9 protein-coding genes and 4 pseudogenes are annotated in these 13,814 nt (G+C 60.6%); 9 read left to right on the top strand and 4 right to left on the bottom strand.

The genetic code is table 11. The annotated features are described in order from the left end of the window. The 5 genes and pseudogenes from AC1D19_RS30020 to AC1D19_RS30040 form a co-directional block, all read left to right on the top strand. Window positions 1-1,181, top strand: a pseudogene (locus tag AC1D19_RS30020) (DUF2345 domain-containing protein); the annotation flags it as partial. A 1,697-nt stretch (window positions 1,182-2,878) separates the two neighbouring features. Beyond that, entirely contained in the window at window positions 2,879-3,508 is a 630-nt protein-coding gene (locus tag AC1D19_RS30025) for a DUF2931 family protein (protein WP_477765535.1), read from the top strand. Between the two features lie 12 nt (window positions 3,509-3,520). Then, window positions 3,521-4,150 carry a DUF2931 family protein gene (locus tag AC1D19_RS30030; RefSeq protein ID WP_477765536.1) on the top strand — a complete coding sequence of 210 codons (630 nt, stop codon included), beginning with the start codon at window positions 3,521-3,523 and terminating at the stop codon, window positions 4,148-4,150. Then, the gene (locus AC1D19_RS30035; RefSeq protein WP_477765537.1) at window positions 4,137-4,793 is read left to right on the top strand and encodes a DUF2931 family protein; all 657 of its coding nucleotides are present in this window, start codon (window positions 4,137-4,139) and stop codon (window positions 4,791-4,793) included. The genes AC1D19_RS30030 and AC1D19_RS30035 overlap by 14 nt, the downstream gene beginning before the upstream one ends. Window positions 4,794-4,812: 19 nt before the next feature. Further along, window positions 4,813-5,025 (top strand): annotated as a pseudogene (locus tag AC1D19_RS30040) (type VI secretion IcmF C-terminal domain-containing protein); the annotation flags it as partial. Window positions 5,026-5,045: 20 nt separating this feature from the next. Here the strand turns inward: AC1D19_RS30040 and AC1D19_RS30045 are convergent. The 3 genes and pseudogenes from AC1D19_RS30045 to AC1D19_RS30055 all read right to left on the bottom strand — a co-directional run. Then, window positions 5,046-5,210 (bottom strand): annotated as a pseudogene (locus AC1D19_RS30045) (HlyD family secretion protein); the annotation flags it as partial. Between the two features lie 205 nt (window positions 5,211-5,415). Continuing rightward, the gene (locus AC1D19_RS30050; protein WP_477765538.1) at window positions 5,416-6,597 is read right to left on the bottom strand and encodes an acetyl-CoA C-acyltransferase family protein; all 1,182 of its coding nucleotides are present in this window, start codon (window positions 6,595-6,597) and stop codon (window positions 5,416-5,418) included. After that, window positions 6,594-7,376: an enoyl-CoA hydratase-related protein gene (locus tag AC1D19_RS30055; protein WP_477765539.1), complete on the bottom strand. Its 783-nt coding sequence runs from the start codon at window positions 7,374-7,376 to the stop codon at window positions 6,594-6,596. Before AC1D19_RS30055 ends, AC1D19_RS30050 begins: the two co-directional genes overlap by 4 nt. A 217-nt stretch (window positions 7,377-7,593) precedes the next feature. Here AC1D19_RS30055 and AC1D19_RS30060 point away from each other — a divergent pair, with 217 nt between their 5' ends. The 3 genes from AC1D19_RS30060 to AC1D19_RS30070 are packed head-to-tail and all read left to right on the top strand — an operon-like array spanning window position 7,594 to window position 11,063. Continuing rightward, the gene (locus AC1D19_RS30060) at window positions 7,594-8,700 is read left to right on the top strand and encodes a polyamine ABC transporter substrate-binding protein (RefSeq protein WP_477765540.1); all 1,107 of its coding nucleotides are present in this window, start codon (window positions 7,594-7,596) and stop codon (window positions 8,698-8,700) included. A 39-nt stretch (window positions 8,701-8,739) separates the two neighbouring features. After that, window positions 8,740-10,158 carry an aminotransferase gene (locus AC1D19_RS30065; RefSeq protein WP_477765541.1) on the top strand — a complete coding sequence of 473 codons (1,419 nt, stop codon included), beginning with the start codon at window positions 8,740-8,742 and terminating at the stop codon, window positions 10,156-10,158. Then, window positions 10,155-11,063 (top strand): helix-turn-helix domain-containing protein, encoded by a 909-nt coding sequence (locus tag AC1D19_RS30070; protein ID WP_477765542.1) that lies wholly within the window; start codon window positions 10,155-10,157, stop codon window positions 11,061-11,063. Before AC1D19_RS30065 ends, AC1D19_RS30070 begins: the two co-directional genes overlap by 4 nt. 114 nt (window positions 11,064-11,177) lie before the next feature. Here the strand turns inward: AC1D19_RS30070 and AC1D19_RS30075 are convergent, their stop codons facing one another. After that, window positions 11,178-11,525 carry a DUF6124 family protein gene (locus AC1D19_RS30075; RefSeq protein ID WP_477765543.1) on the bottom strand — a complete coding sequence of 116 codons (348 nt, stop codon included), beginning with the start codon at window positions 11,523-11,525 and terminating at the stop codon, window positions 11,178-11,180. A gap of 723 nt (window positions 11,526-12,248) precedes the next feature. On the opposite strand from AC1D19_RS30075, the pseudogene AC1D19_RS30080 reads away from it, so the two are divergent. Further along, a pseudogene (locus AC1D19_RS30080) lies at window positions 12,249-13,814 on the top strand (hypothetical protein); the annotation flags it as partial.

Raw genomic sequence — 13,814 nt, forward strand, 5'->3', positions numbered from 1 at the left:
GCAGCTTCCAGGCCATCCCCTATGCGCAGACGGTGTGCTTTCGCCCCGAGGTGCCGCCCAAACCCTTGATCGCCGGCACCGTGCCGGCCCGGGTGACCAGCGCACAGGCCCACAACCCCTACGCCGATACCGACGCCGAGGGCCGCTACCGGGTGCAGTTCCTGTTCGACCGCGACACCTGGGACGCCGGTCGCGAAAGCACCTGGCTGCGCCTGGCCCGGGCGTACGCCGGCGACACCCACGGCCTGCACCTGCCGCTGATCGCCGGCACCGAAGTGGCGGTGGCCTTCGAACAGGGCGACCCCGACCGCCCCTACATCGCCCACGCCCTGCACGACAGCCAGCACCCCGACCCCGTCACGATGTACAACGAAAAGCGCAACGTGCTGCGCACCCCGGCCAACAACAAGCTGCGCCTGGACGATACCCGCGGGCAGGAGCACATCAAGCTCAGCACCGAACACAGTGGCAAGAGCCAGCTCAACCTCGGGCATGTGGTGGATGCGCAGAAGGCCAAACGTGGGGAAGGCTTTGAGTTGCGCACCGATGCCTGGGGGGCGATTCGCGCGGGCAACGGGCTGTTTATCAGTGCCGATGAACAGAGCAAAGCCCAGGGCCAGGTGCTGGAAATGGGCCCGGCGATCGAGCGCCTGCGACAGGCCGGCGAACAACTGCAACAGCTGTCCACGGACGCCCAAACCGCCCACGCCGACCCCGCGGATGTGTCCGCGCAACTGGCGCTGATGCGCCAACAACTCGATGAACTGAAAGCCTCGGTGCTGCTGCTCAGCGCGCCCCAAGGCATCGCCCTGACCAGCGGCCAGCACCTGCAACTGGCCGCGCAGGACAACCTGATGCTCAACGCCGGCGGCCAAGCCGACCTCAGTGTGGTCAAGCGCCTGTTCATCGGCGTGGGCCAGGGCCTGAGCCTGTTCGTGCGCAAGCTCGGCCTCAAGCTGATCGCCAATCAGGGCCCGGTGAGGGTGCAGGCGCAAAACGATCGCCTGGAGCTGATCGCTCGGCATGGGCTGGACATCACCAGCACCGAAGACGAAATCCACATCACCGCGAAGAAGAAAATCGTCCTCAACGGCGGGGGCAGCTACCTGCGCCTGGAGACGTGTGGCATCGAGTCGGGCACGGCGGGCGATCACAACATCAAGGCGGCGTTTCTGGAGTACGTCCCGACCAAGGTCACGCAGGCGGCGCGCTTGCCGCCGCTGCCGGCGGTGATTGATCCGCCGCTGGCGTTCGATCAGCAGTACCAGATTTTTGCCAACGATGGCGAGCAAGTCCTGGCCGGCGTCCCGTACAAGATCTCCAGTGCCAGCGGCAACGTGTGGAAAGGCACCACCGACAGCCAGGGTTTCACCCAGCGGGTGTACACCGCCGCTCCGGAGGAACTCTCGCTGATCTACGACATGGACGAAGAGGAGGAAGAGGAAGAACTCGAAGGCATCACCCTGCGCATCGGGTTGTTTTTTGATGGCACCGGTAACAACCAGGCCAACGCGGCCCTCACCGAACAATGCCGACGCGAGGATCTGCAACTGTTCGATGAAAGCGATCTTGCATCCATCATTCAGTTGTGCAACCAGTATGGGTTTGACGAGTTTGATGGCAGTGGTTTTGGTCGTACGCCGGATAACAGTTATGGGAATGCGCCGAGTAATGTGGTGCATTTGTATGATCTGTATCCGGACAATACGGCGACACCGGTAACGCCGGAGGCAGAGATTGGTTATTTAAAAGTCTATCTGGAGGGCATCGGTACCCGCAGCGGAGGGGACGACTCGCTGTTCGGCCAAGGCTTAGGGCTGGGGGAAACCGGGGTAGTGGCGCGGGTCCAGCAGGCGCCCGCTGCGATAGAGAAGGCTCTGCTCGACTTCGTTACGGCTAACCCCGGTACCTCTGTTCGTAATATTGAGTTCGATATCTTCGGCTTTAGTCGTGGAGCCGCCGCCGCACGCCACTGTGCTAATGAACTGCTCAAACCGAGTCGCGGTGTGTTCGGTGAACTGCTGCAGGGAGGCCGTTTCGGCCTGCTCTACAGCTTTGATCCGGCGGTCGATATCAGCCTCAACCTGATTGGCCTGTTCGACACCGTGGCCGCCATCGCTGGCATGGACCTGAACGTGTCCGATGATCACAACCCGGGCGTGAACCTGTACCTGCCGCCCGGTTGTGCGCGTCAGATCGTCCAGCTGCAGGCCCGCGATGAGTGCCGGCTTAACTTTTCCCTCAACGGGGTACTGCACGACCATCGGCAAATCAGTTTGCCCGGGGTGCATTCGGACATCGGCGGCGGTTATTTACCGCGTGCCCGGGAGCGGCTGTGGTTGACCCCGCCCGGTCGTATCACCCTGCGCCGTAACCAGCCGGTGCAGTCTTCACCGCAGTGGGCCAAGGCCCTGGCTCAAGTGCAGGCCTTGCGGTCCAGTGGTCTGGCCGACGACGGCAGCATCGAGGCCAAGGCCTGGCCGTTCACCCCGGCCGCCCGGGGCAAGCTGGAGTCCAACCAGGACGACTATCTGCTGGCGATTGTTCTGGACCGCCCGGTCCGGGGCGAGTTGGCGCTGATTGCCCTGCGCCTGATGCGCGAACTGGGTGTGCGCCATGGTGTGCCCTTCAAAAGTCTTGAAGCGCAACCCGGATTGGCACTACCCACGGATTTGCAACCGATCGCTGCACAAATCCTTGGGCATGCACTGTCGGGCACCGAGGTCATCCTCGACCCCGAGCAGGAACGCTTGCTGCGTGCTCGTTATATCCACCAGTCCGCCCACTGGACGCCCAACAAAGGTTTGATGATCAACAAACCGGCACCCGACAGCACACGCAAGATCCATCCGCATCAGCCGCAAAAGGGCTATCCGCAATGAAGCGCCTGAGCCTGCTGGTCGGCCTATTGTTCAGCCTGTGTGCCTGCGCCGGTGGTCCCACACCGCCCAAGTTGCCCTACCAGAGCTGGTACGTCGGCCTGGCCGCGCCACGCTTCATGGAAGTCTGGGTCGAGAGCGTGGATGTGCTCGACCAGCGCGGGTTGGCGTTTTTCCATGTGTCGGGAGGAGTAGTCAGTTACACAGGCAAAGCGGAAGGCTGGCACCAAGGGGCGGGGTCGACGATGCCAGTGAACAACGTCGATCTACCAGACCGCATCTTCGTGCGCTGGCAATCACTGGTGGAGCCGCAGACCTACAAGATTGGTATCCGGATCCCGCAGTGGGTGCGTGACGAGATGATCAAGCCACAGCGGTTGTTCTGCAAACCTGCTCAAAAGGAAATGACGCTCTACGAAGATACGATCAATTTGGGCATGGCCCCTGGCGGCATCGTCAAGGTCTGGTTAGGTGGAGCGTGTCTGGGCTACAGGGAAGTCGGGCGTTTTCAGGCCGAGATCGAGCCGCTTGGGCCTTACAAAGGAAAGAGCAACGGCCAATACGTGCCCATAGAAGCTGAAAACAAAGCCTACGTGGACCAGCACGGGATTCCCTATGGCACTTGGTAAGGGCTATCCGCAATGAAGCGTCTGATCTTGCTGGTTGGCCTGCTGTTCAGCCTGTGTGCCTGCGCCAATGGTCCCACACCGCCCAAGTTGCCCTACCACAGCTGGTACGTCGGCCTGGCGGCACCGCGCTTCATGGAAGTGTGGGTCGAGAGCGTGGATGTGTTGGACCAGCGCGGGTTGGCGTTCTTTCACGTGTCGGGAGGAGTAGCCAGTTACACCGGCAAAGCAAAAGGCTGGCACCAAGGGGCAGGGTCGATGATGCCAGTGAACAACGTCGACCTGCCGGACCGCATCTTCGTGCGCTGGCAATCGCTGGTGGAGCCGCAGACCTACAAGATCGGCATCCGGATCCCGCAGTGGGTGCGCGATGAGATGGTCAGGCCGGAGCGGGTTTTCTGTAAAGCGGATCAGGAGAATGTAACGCTGTATCGCAACAGAATCACGTTGGGGATGGCGCCCGGTGGCATCGTCAAAGTTTGGGTGGGTGCGGGATGTCTTGGGTTCAAGGAAGTCGGGCGTTTTCAGGCCGAGATCGAGCCGCTTGGGCCTTACAAAGGAAAGAGCAACGGCCAATACGTGCCCATAGAACCTGAAAACAAAGCCTACGTGGACCAGCACGGGATTCCCTATGGCACTTGGTAAGGGCCACTCCCCAATGAAGCGCCTGAGCCAGCTGGTCGGCCTATTGTTCAGCCTGTGTGCCTGCGCCAATGGTCCCACACCGCCCAAGTTGCCCTACCACAGCTGGTACGTCGGCCTGGCCGCGCCGCGCTTCATGGAAGTATGGGTCGAGAGTGTGGATGTGTTGGACCAGCGCGGGTTGGCGTTCTTTCACGTGTTTGGGGGCGTGGCTGGATACACCCGTAACCCGGAGGGCTGGCACAAAGGAGGGGGGAAAATGATGCCGGTAAACAACGTCGACCTGCCAGACCGCATCTTCGTGCGCTGGCAATCGCTGGTGGAGCCGCAGACCTACAAGATCGGTATCTGGATCCCGCAGTGGGTGCGCGAGGAGATGCTCAAGCCAGAGCGGGTGTTTTGCCAAGGCTCAAAAGAGTGGATTGATGACTATCGACAGATGATCACCCTCGGCTTGGCCCCCGGCGGCATCGTGAAAGTCTGGGTGGGCGGGCCGTGCCTGGGATTCAAGGAGGTTGGACGCTTTCAGGCCGAGATCGAACCGCTTGGGCCTTACAAAGGAAAGAGTAACGGCCAATACGTGCCCATAGAACCTGAAAACAAAGCCTACGTGGACCAGCACGGGATTCCCTATGGCACTTGGTAAGGGCCACTCCCCAATGAAGCGCCTGATCCGCCTGCTGGAACAGGCTCGGGTCACCACGCTGGACGACGGCGACAGCCACTACCGCGTGGTGCTCAAGGCCCCGGACGGCCTGGGCCTGACCTGGCACCTGCGCACCGAACTGGGCGCGGGACCGCTGGCGCTGCTCAAGCTGCGCGGGTTCAAGCTGCCAACGCAGATTTTTCTTGCCGAGGGTGAAAAGGTGCCGCGCTGATTTCGACCCATGGCAACAGGTTGGCTGGTGAAGCGTCCGGCAGTCCACCAGTGCGCGCCATATACACCGGCCAGTACCAACGCTGCGATACCCAGTGTTGGCAACAGCAGGCGTTTGAGCGCGGGTGGCTTTGCGGGCTTCACCGGGGAGGCCAGATCAGGTTCAACGGTGGGCATGCTGGTCATGGGAATTACCTGTCGGAGTTAGCTATTATTACGGTAATAATATTACGATGGTAATATTTTGTGATAATTGTTTTTGGTGCCGGTCGTCAGGAAACGAAGTAGGAGCTGCCGCAGGCTGCGATCTTTTGATCTTGAAAATCAAAAGATCGCAGCCTGCGGCAGCTCCTACGGCAGCTCCTACGGTGAGCGGTGAGCGGGGAGGCGCTTAGACCCGTTCAAAAATCGCAGCAATCCCCTGACCACCACCGATGCACATGGTCACCAGCGCGTAACGGCCGCCGGTGCGGTGCAGTTCGTGGATGGCCTTGGTGGCGATGATCGCGCCGGTTGCGCCCACCGGGTGGCCCAGGGCGATGCCCGAACCGTTCGGGTTGACCTTGGCCGGGTCGAGGTCCAGTTCCTGGCTGACGGCGCAGGCCTGGGCGGCGAAGGCGATGTTGGCTTCGATCACGTCCAGGTCGGCGACGGTCAGGCCGGCGCGCTTGAGCGCCAGGCGCGTGGCCGGGATCGGGCCCAGGCCCATGAACTCAGGTTCGACGCCGGCGTGGGCGTAGCTGACCAGGCGGGCAAGTGGCTTCAGGTTGTTGGCCTGGACCGCGTTGCCGCTGGCCATGACCAGTGCCGCTGCACCGTCGTTGAGGCCCGAGGCGTTGCCGGCGGTGACCGAACCGTCCTTCTTGAACGCCGGCTTCATCGCTGCCAGCTGTTCCAGGGACGTGGCGCGCGGATGTTCGTCGACGCTGAACAGTTTGACGCCTTTGCGATCCTGGATTTCCACGGTCGCGATCTGCTCGCTGAAGTAGCCGTTGGCAATCGCGTGGGCCGCGCGTTGCTGGTCTTCCAGGGCCAGGGCGTCCTGCATTTCGCGGGTGATGCCGTTGCGCGTGGCGACGTTCTCGGCGGTGATGCCCATGTGGATGCCATGGAACGGGTCATGCAGGATGCCGAGCATGTAGTCGATGACCTGGGCGTTGCCCATGCGCGAACCCCAACGGGCGGCCGGCATCAGGTACGGGCCGCGGCTCATGGATTCGGCACCGGCGCCGACGACGATGTCGGCATCGCCGAGCATCAGGGTCTGGGCGGCGTTGATGATCGCTTGCAGGCCCGAACCGCACAGGCGGTTGACGTTGTAGGCCGGGGTTTCCTTCGGGATGCCGGCGTTCATCGCCGCGACGCGGGAGATGTAGGCATCGCGGGTTTCGGTCGGGATCACGTTGCCCATCACCAGATGGCCAACGAGCGCCGGGTCCACGGCGGCTCGCTCCAGGGCGGCTTTCACGGCCGTGGTCGCGAGATCGGCCAGTGGCACGTCCTTGAGCGAACCACCGAACGTACCGATGGCGGTACGGGCGGCGCTGACGACGTAGATTTCTGGAGTGTTCATGGCTGGTTTCCTTTCGGTGGATTCTTGTCTGTACTGCGATTGATCAGGGCGTTCAAGGCGGTTTTCGCCTCGTCGGTATTCAGGCGCTGGATGAACAGCGTGTTTTCTTCGCGCAGGGTGGCTTCCAGTTCGGCCAGGGAAGCCTGTTTCATCAGCTGCCGGGACTGGCGCAAGGCTTGCTGGGGCATGGCCAGGAAGCGCTGGGCGATTTTTGTCGCCGCCGCCAGGCATTGTGCGCCGTCATCGAAGGCTTCGTTGGCAATGCCCCAGGCCACAGCTTCGTTGCCGTCCAGGCCGTTGCCCAACAGCAGCAGGCTCGCGGCGCGGGCATGGCCGAGCCGGCGTGGCAGCAACAGGCTGGCGCCAAATTCGGGGCACAGGCCGATGTTGACGAACGGCATGCGCAGCTTGGCGTTACGGGTGACCAGCACCAGATCGCAATGCAGCAACAACGTGGTGCCGATGCCGATGGCCGCCCCGCAGACTGCCGCGACCAGCGGTTTTTGCAGGCGCGTGACGACCTTCATCAGGTGGAACGCCGGGGCGTCCAGATGAGTCGGCGGGTGCTGGAGGAAATCCACCAGGTCATTGCCGCTGGTGAAGCAGGTCGGGCCGCCAGTGATGATGATCACGCCGGTCTGCTCGTCTTCGTCGGCGGCCAGCAGCAGGTCGGCCAACTGCGTGTACATGGCGTTGTTCAGTGCGTTGAGCTTGTCCGGGCGGTCGATGGTCAGCGTCAGCATACCGTCGCGTTGCTCGTGTTTGATCAGGTCGGTCATCGCAAACCCAGGGTCGTTCGGATCAGGTGGCCACTTTAAGCGCCGGACAAACCCCGGATCTATGGCAAAACGGGTCAACTGCACTGCCGCTTTTTGCCATGCCGGTGAGCCAAAAAGCGACACACACCCATTCGGGGTATGGCTGTGCCCGGCGAATCCACCAATAGTGAAGGCATCCGCTCATCCAGGGCCGAACTCGCTATAAGGTGCATTTGCTATGGGCAAGACGCTGCTTAAGGTGATTTCCAGTCTGTTTGTTGTACCGCTGACATTGAATGCCCACGCCGCTCAGGTGGACGACAGCCATACGCTGCGGTTGTACAACTGGGCGGATTACATCGGTGAAAAAACCGTGGCCGACTTCGAAAAGGCCACCGGCATCAAAGTCATCTACGACACCTTCGATGCCTACGAAACGGTGCAGGCCAAATTGCTCACCGGCCACTCCGGTTATGACCTGATCGTGTTGAATGCGTCCCTGGCACCACCGCTGATCAAGGCCAAGGTGTTCCAGCCGCTGGACAAGAAACAGCTGCCGGGCTGGACCAACCTGGACCCGAAAGTCCTGGAGGATCTGCAAGGGTATGATCCGGGCACCACGTACTCGGCGCCTTATACCTGGGGCAGCAACGGCGTCACCTACAACGTCGACAAGATCAAGGAACGCATGCCGGACGCGCCGATCGGTTCGTTGGCGATGGTCTTCGACCCGAAGATCGTCTCGCGCTTCGCCGATTGCGGCGTGACCCTGCTCGATGCCCCGACCGAAGTCATTCCCATGGCCCTGAAGTACCTGGGGCGTGATCCGCGCAGTGCCGCCCCGGAGGATTTGAAAGCCGCCCAGGATTTGCTGCTGTCGGTGCGGCCGTACATCCGCAAATTCGACTCGGTCAATTACCTGACCAGCCTGCCCAACGGCGACGTGTGCATGGCCATGACCTGGTCCGGCGATTACGCCACGGCCATGGCCCGTGCGGCGGAAGCCAGGAAGAAGATCGACCTGGCGTACTTCATCCCCAAGGAAGGCTCGCTGATCTGGTTCGACAACCTGTACATCCCGGCGGACGCGCCCCACGTCGCCAATGCCCACAAGTTTCTCGAATACCTGATGCAACCGCAGGTGATGGCGGACGTGAGCGACTTCATCAATTACGCCAACAGTAACGCCGCGGCCACACCGTTGTTGAACGCCGCTGTGCGCGACAACCCGGCGATCTACCCCGACGCGCAAACCCGCGAACGCCTGTTCCCGCAGAAGACCCAGGACGCCAAGGACATGCGGGCGATTACCCGGGTCTGGAGCACCGTGAAAAGCGGCATCTGATTTGTTCGATCGTTAGTCAATTCGGTTAGAGGTTTATTTATGGCGACTCCAACACGCACCGTACTTTCGCCGGCGGATGAGTCCAGACTGGTCAAGGCCGACAAGGCCCATCACATGCACGGCTACCACGTGTTCGACGAACACGCCGAACAAGGCTCGCTGAACATCGTCGCTGGCGATGGCGCCTACATCTATGACACCCAGGGCAACCGCTTTCTTGATGCCGTGGGCGGCATGTGGTGCACCAACATTGGCTTGGGCCGTGAGGAAATGGCCGAGGCCATCGCCGATCAGGTACGGCAACTGGCCTATTCCAATCCGTTTTCCGACATGTCGAATAACGTGGCGATTCAGCTGTGCGAAAAACTCGCCAGCCTCGCTCCCGGCGACCTCGACCATGTGTTCCTGACCACCGGCGGCTCCACCGCCGTGGACACTGCGTACCGGCTGATCCAGTACTACCAGAACTGCCGTGGCAAACCCGAGAAGAAGCACGTCATCGCCCGGTTCAACGCCTATCACGGCTCCACCACCCTGACCATGTCGATCGGCAACAAGGCCGCCGACCGTGTGCCGGAGTTCGACTACGCCAACCCGCTGATCCACCACGTCTCCAACCCGAACCCGTACCGAGCGCCGGACGGCATGGACGAGGCGCAGTTCCTCGAATTCCTGGTCAAGGAGTTCGAAGACAAGATCCTGTCGATGGGCGCGGACAAGGTCGCCGGTTTCTTTGCCGAACCGATCATGGGCTCCGGCGGGGTGATCATTCCGCCACAGGGCTACCTCAAGCGCATGTGGGACGTGTGCCAGCGCTACGACATCCTGTTCGTCGCCGACGAAGTGGTGACTTCGTTCGGGCGACTGGGCAAGTTCTTTGCCTCCTACGATGTGTTCGACGTGCAGCCCGACATCATCACCACCGCCAAAGGCCTGACCTCGGCTTACCTGCCGCTGGGCGCGTGCATCTTTTCCGAGCGCATCTGGAAGGTCATCGCCGAGCCGGGCAAGGGCCGCTGTTTCACCCACGGCTTCACCTACAGCGGCCACCCGGTGTGCTGCACCGCGGCGCTGAAGAGCATCGAAATCATCGAGCGGGAGAACTTGCTGGCCCATGTCGATACGGTGGGCGCTTATCTGGAAGAGCGCCTGGCAACCCTGCGGGACTTGCCGCTGGTGGGGGATGTGCGCTGCCAGAAACTCATGGCCTGCGTGGAGTTCGTCGCCGATAAACGCACCAAGGCGCTGTTCCCCGACGAGATCAACATCGGCGAGAAAATCCACGTGCGGGCCCAGGCCCGGGGCTTGCTGGTGCGGCCGATCATGCACCTCAACGTGATGTCGCCACCGCTGATCCTGACGTTTGCCCAGGTCGATGAAATCGTCGAGACCTTGCGCGAATGCATTCTGCAAGTGGCCGCCGAGCTTGAAGCGAGCGGACAGTACGCGGGCCAATGATTTCGTCAGTCAGGCTGTTACCAAGGGATTGTCCAGTCGCTAGACTGCGGGGCATGAGCAAACCAGACGACGATACGCTGATCGCGATGCCCTTCGGGGCATTGCACAAATGGCATGGGGGAATGCGCGAGGCATTCGCCCATATCGATGAGCCTGACGCCCTGCAACACCTGGCGTCGGCGTTGGCGCAACTGGTGTCCGTTGAGTCGATGATGATCAGCCTGGAGCGCAAGGACCGCGCGCCACAGTTGCTGCATCAGCGCGGGATTGCCCAGGAGTATCAGGTCTCGATTCTGGAGCGCTATTTTGCCGGGGGTTATTTGCTCGATCCCTTCTGCCTGGCGGTGGAGCAGGGGTTGGCGCAAGGGTTCTATCACCTGGAGGAGATTGCTCCAGACAACTTCTTCGAGAGTGACTACTACAAATCCTATTACCTGAAGGCGGGCTGCTCGGAAGACAGCTACTACATCGTCGATACCGGCAATGACACGAAGATTTCCGTCAGCCTCTATCAGGGTTTCGGCGGTGAATGCCTGAGCGCCGAACAGTTGAATCTGCTGCGCGCCGTGGAACCGCTGGTGCGTGAATTCATCAGCGAGTTCAGTCAGCGTGGACTGCTGCGCAATACCGGGATTGAGCGCGATAACGAGCAAGGCAAACGCGATGATCTCAAGCATCGCGTGCAGGCGGCGTTCGAGAACTTCGGTTGTGAGTTGCTGACCGAACGCGAGCGGCAAGTGGCGCACATGGTGTTGCGCGGGCATTCGGTGAAATCCACCGCGAGCCAGATGAGCATCTCACCGGAAACCGTGCGCATGCACCGCAAGAACCTGTACCTGAAGTTGGAAGTGGGTTCGCAGTCGGAACTGTTTGCGCTGTTTATCGAGTGGTTGCGCAGGCACTGAAAGGTCAAAGGATCGCAGCCTGCGGCAGCTCCTACAGGTTTTGCGTACACCCGCAAAATGGCGTTTGTACCGGACCCATGTAGGAGCTGCCGCAGGCTGCGATCTTTTGATCTTCTACTCGGGCGGATCGATTCGATCCAGCGCCCGGTTCACCGCCAGTTCGCCCAGCGTGATGACTTGCGCGATACCTAGCAGCGTATTGCGACTGGTCCCCACCGTACGATCCGCCAGATCCAGGGTCATCACATTGGCCGAAGCCAGCGATTCGCAGGCATGGGCCAAAAGGGTTTCGGTATCGAGTTCCGGATTGACAATGAACATGGTGCAGAGCTTGCGCGGAGTGGCCTGTATGTCGGCGGCTGAGGGTATGCGTTCGGACGGCTCGTGGGAATTGTTTGAATCGAGGGCTTCTGAAAGTTTTGCCGGATCTGCGTCCGGCGGATTCGGTGTTGGTTTGATCATAAGTACTTCCCTTTATTAGTAGGGCCGCACCATCTCGCGACTAAACGAAGGGGTGGCGGCTGTGCGCAAGTTAGTCGACCGGCAAGGAAAGCAAAAACCGGCGCGTCCGAAGACGCCAAGCGCACAGCCACCATCAAATGCAGGCGGATACCTGACTGATGATACTCATGCGACCGCTTTAACCTTGCCCGGGCGACTAAACCCGATCACTGACCATCAGTGATGCGAATCAAGTTACCGAGCGGCCCCAGGGCGCACAAGCCGGCGGATTCTGGCGTAACCGTAGGCAACGACGCAAGGCGTTGTGGCTTTCGAGAAGTAAGCTTGGTGGGTTGTCCGACAAGGCCTGGAAAACTCTTACAGTTCAGGCGCATCGGTATACGGACGTGTCCTACGTCACCCGCAGAAATGTCCTATTCCAGCCCCGATCACCTTCGTGAAAGCTGTCGAGCGCTTGAACGAGGGTGGATTTACAACCTCCTCGTACACCTCAAACAGGCCAGGGAGGTCTGAACCTTGCTCAACATACCTCGCACCTTCTTCGACCACAGCCACCACAAATTCCACGTCCGCGCCTTCGACGTCCTTTCGCGTACAGCGGTGCGGCCCATCAATAGCTGCAAGTGCCGGTGCCCTCGCAACTGACAGACGCCCAAAGCCAAGTCCACGGAACTTGCGGATTTCTCTGCCTGATCTTTTCCAGAACAAGGAGCGACACTCAACATGGCCAGTTTGCTTGCCCGATTTTTTGGATTTCACGGCAACCGCGGGGACTCGCGATGGGATGGGCCGAGTTCCCCGATCTCGCCACCACCCGATACCCGGCCAGTCCCGGCGACCCCGGAAGCGGATAACTCCACACTGCTCCCTCTGAAAAACTGGTGCCATCCGTTCAATGACAAACGCGATCCGCTGGTGCAGTTGACTCACATGGCCAATGCCGCTGCCGGTTACTACCCGCTAGGCCGCAGCGGGCTGTTTCATGGCGGCGTGCATTTCGACAGCGGCACCGCCGGCACCCTGAAGCAATCCAGCGTGCATTGCCTGGCCGACGGCGAAGTGGTGGCCTACCGCATCGATACGGATTCGCCGAAAACCGCTTACTTCGCCAATGATCGAACGGTCGAGAAACCCTTTTTGCGCAACTTCGTGTTGGTTCGCCATCACCTTCAACCGCCGAAGATCGAAGGCAGCCAGGACACTCCACCGAGCCTGATTTTTTATAGCCTGTACATGCATCTGCAGGATTGGGCGAAGTACCAGCTGGATTCCACCCTCGCTCGCCCGAGATTCTGGCCCGAGCGTCCGACCTTTCGCGTCAAGCAGACGGCGTATGACGTCTTTCCCGGCCGGCCTGAACAGCGTGGCCTGAACGTGCGCAATAAGTTGAATGGCCAGGTAATCGATGTTCTGCCGCGAGGCGCCGAGGTGACCATTAGTGGCACCGGACAATTTCGCAAGTTGGAGAGCAGTCTGGGACCGGCCAAACTGCTCAACCCCGATGGCTCGATCAAGGGTTATCTCTCTACTCAGGTGCTCAAACACCCAGACCGCAAAGAAACCCGCATCAGTTCGTCGAAGACGACAGTCAACGTCCGGGCCGAACCGGTGATTGCCGATAACGTAATGTTCGATTTACCGGTTGAATCGGAAGTCACGGTCAGTGGCGAAGGCGAGTTTCGCAAGCTCGAGCGCATCAACCAGTATGTGCATTTTGACTCGCTGGAAGGTGCCATTGAGCCGGTAGCGATAAATCAGGTAGTGGTGCTTGACCAGCCCGTCGCGATCAAGGCTGGAGAATTGATCGGCCACCTCGGCCAGTATCAGGACGGCGGCGCGAATCAGCCGGGAGAGAAGCTGCATCTGGAAACGTTCAGTGGTGATGACGTCGAGGCGTTCATCGACGCCAGTCGGGTTTGGGCCCAGCGCCTGCCGGAAAAAGACAGAACCTGGCTGAAGCTCGACAAGGGCACACCCGTGGTGCCGCCCGAAGTAAATATCACCGCTGCGCAATTGCAGGCGTCGAGTACTTCCAGCCCGCGCAGTGCTGCCGATTTGCTGGTCCCCAAAAAGCTGCTCGATGATCTGCCGGCGGACCGAAAAATCCAGGTGCCCGCGAGCCCGACGCGCAAAGCTCGCACCTGGTATCACCTGAAACATTTGCTTCACGACGCCGACAACAATCTTCTTGATGGCTGGGTGTGTGAAGAGCCAGGCGTAACGCCTTGGGTCAGTCCGTGGGCTTGGGAAGGCTATGACGTCATCATCGACTTCAGCAGACCCAAACAC

It is taken from the genome of Pseudomonas sp. P1_C12 (genome assembly GCF_056406435.1).

Bases quoted from the DNA above. Each gene is read 5' to 3' on its own strand.
- AC1D19_RS30025 (WP_477765535.1), top strand. From the start codon at position 2,879: ATGAAGCGCCTGAGCCTGCTGGTCGGCCTATTGTTCAGCCTGTGTGCC.
- AC1D19_RS30030 (WP_477765536.1), top strand. From the start codon at position 3,521: ATGAAGCGTCTGATCTTGCTGGTTGGCCTGCTGTTCAGCCTGTGTGCC.
- AC1D19_RS30035 (WP_477765537.1), top strand. From the start codon at position 4,137: ATGGCACTTGGTAAGGGCCACTCCCCAATGAAGCGCCTGAGCCAGCTG.
- AC1D19_RS30050 (WP_477765538.1), bottom strand. From the start codon at position 6,597: ATGAACACTCCAGAAATCTACGTCGTCAGCGCCGCCCGTACCGCCATC.
- AC1D19_RS30055 (WP_477765539.1), bottom strand. From the start codon at position 7,376: ATGACCGACCTGATCAAACACGAGCAACGCGACGGTATGCTGACGCTG.
- AC1D19_RS30060 (WP_477765540.1), top strand. From the start codon at position 7,594: ATGGGCAAGACGCTGCTTAAGGTGATTTCCAGTCTGTTTGTTGTACCG.
- AC1D19_RS30065 (WP_477765541.1), top strand. From the start codon at position 8,740: ATGGCGACTCCAACACGCACCGTACTTTCGCCGGCGGATGAGTCCAGA.
- AC1D19_RS30070 (WP_477765542.1), top strand. From the start codon at position 10,155: ATGATTTCGTCAGTCAGGCTGTTACCAAGGGATTGTCCAGTCGCTAGA.
- AC1D19_RS30075 (WP_477765543.1), bottom strand. From the start codon at position 11,525: ATGATCAAACCAACACCGAATCCGCCGGACGCAGATCCGGCAAAACTT.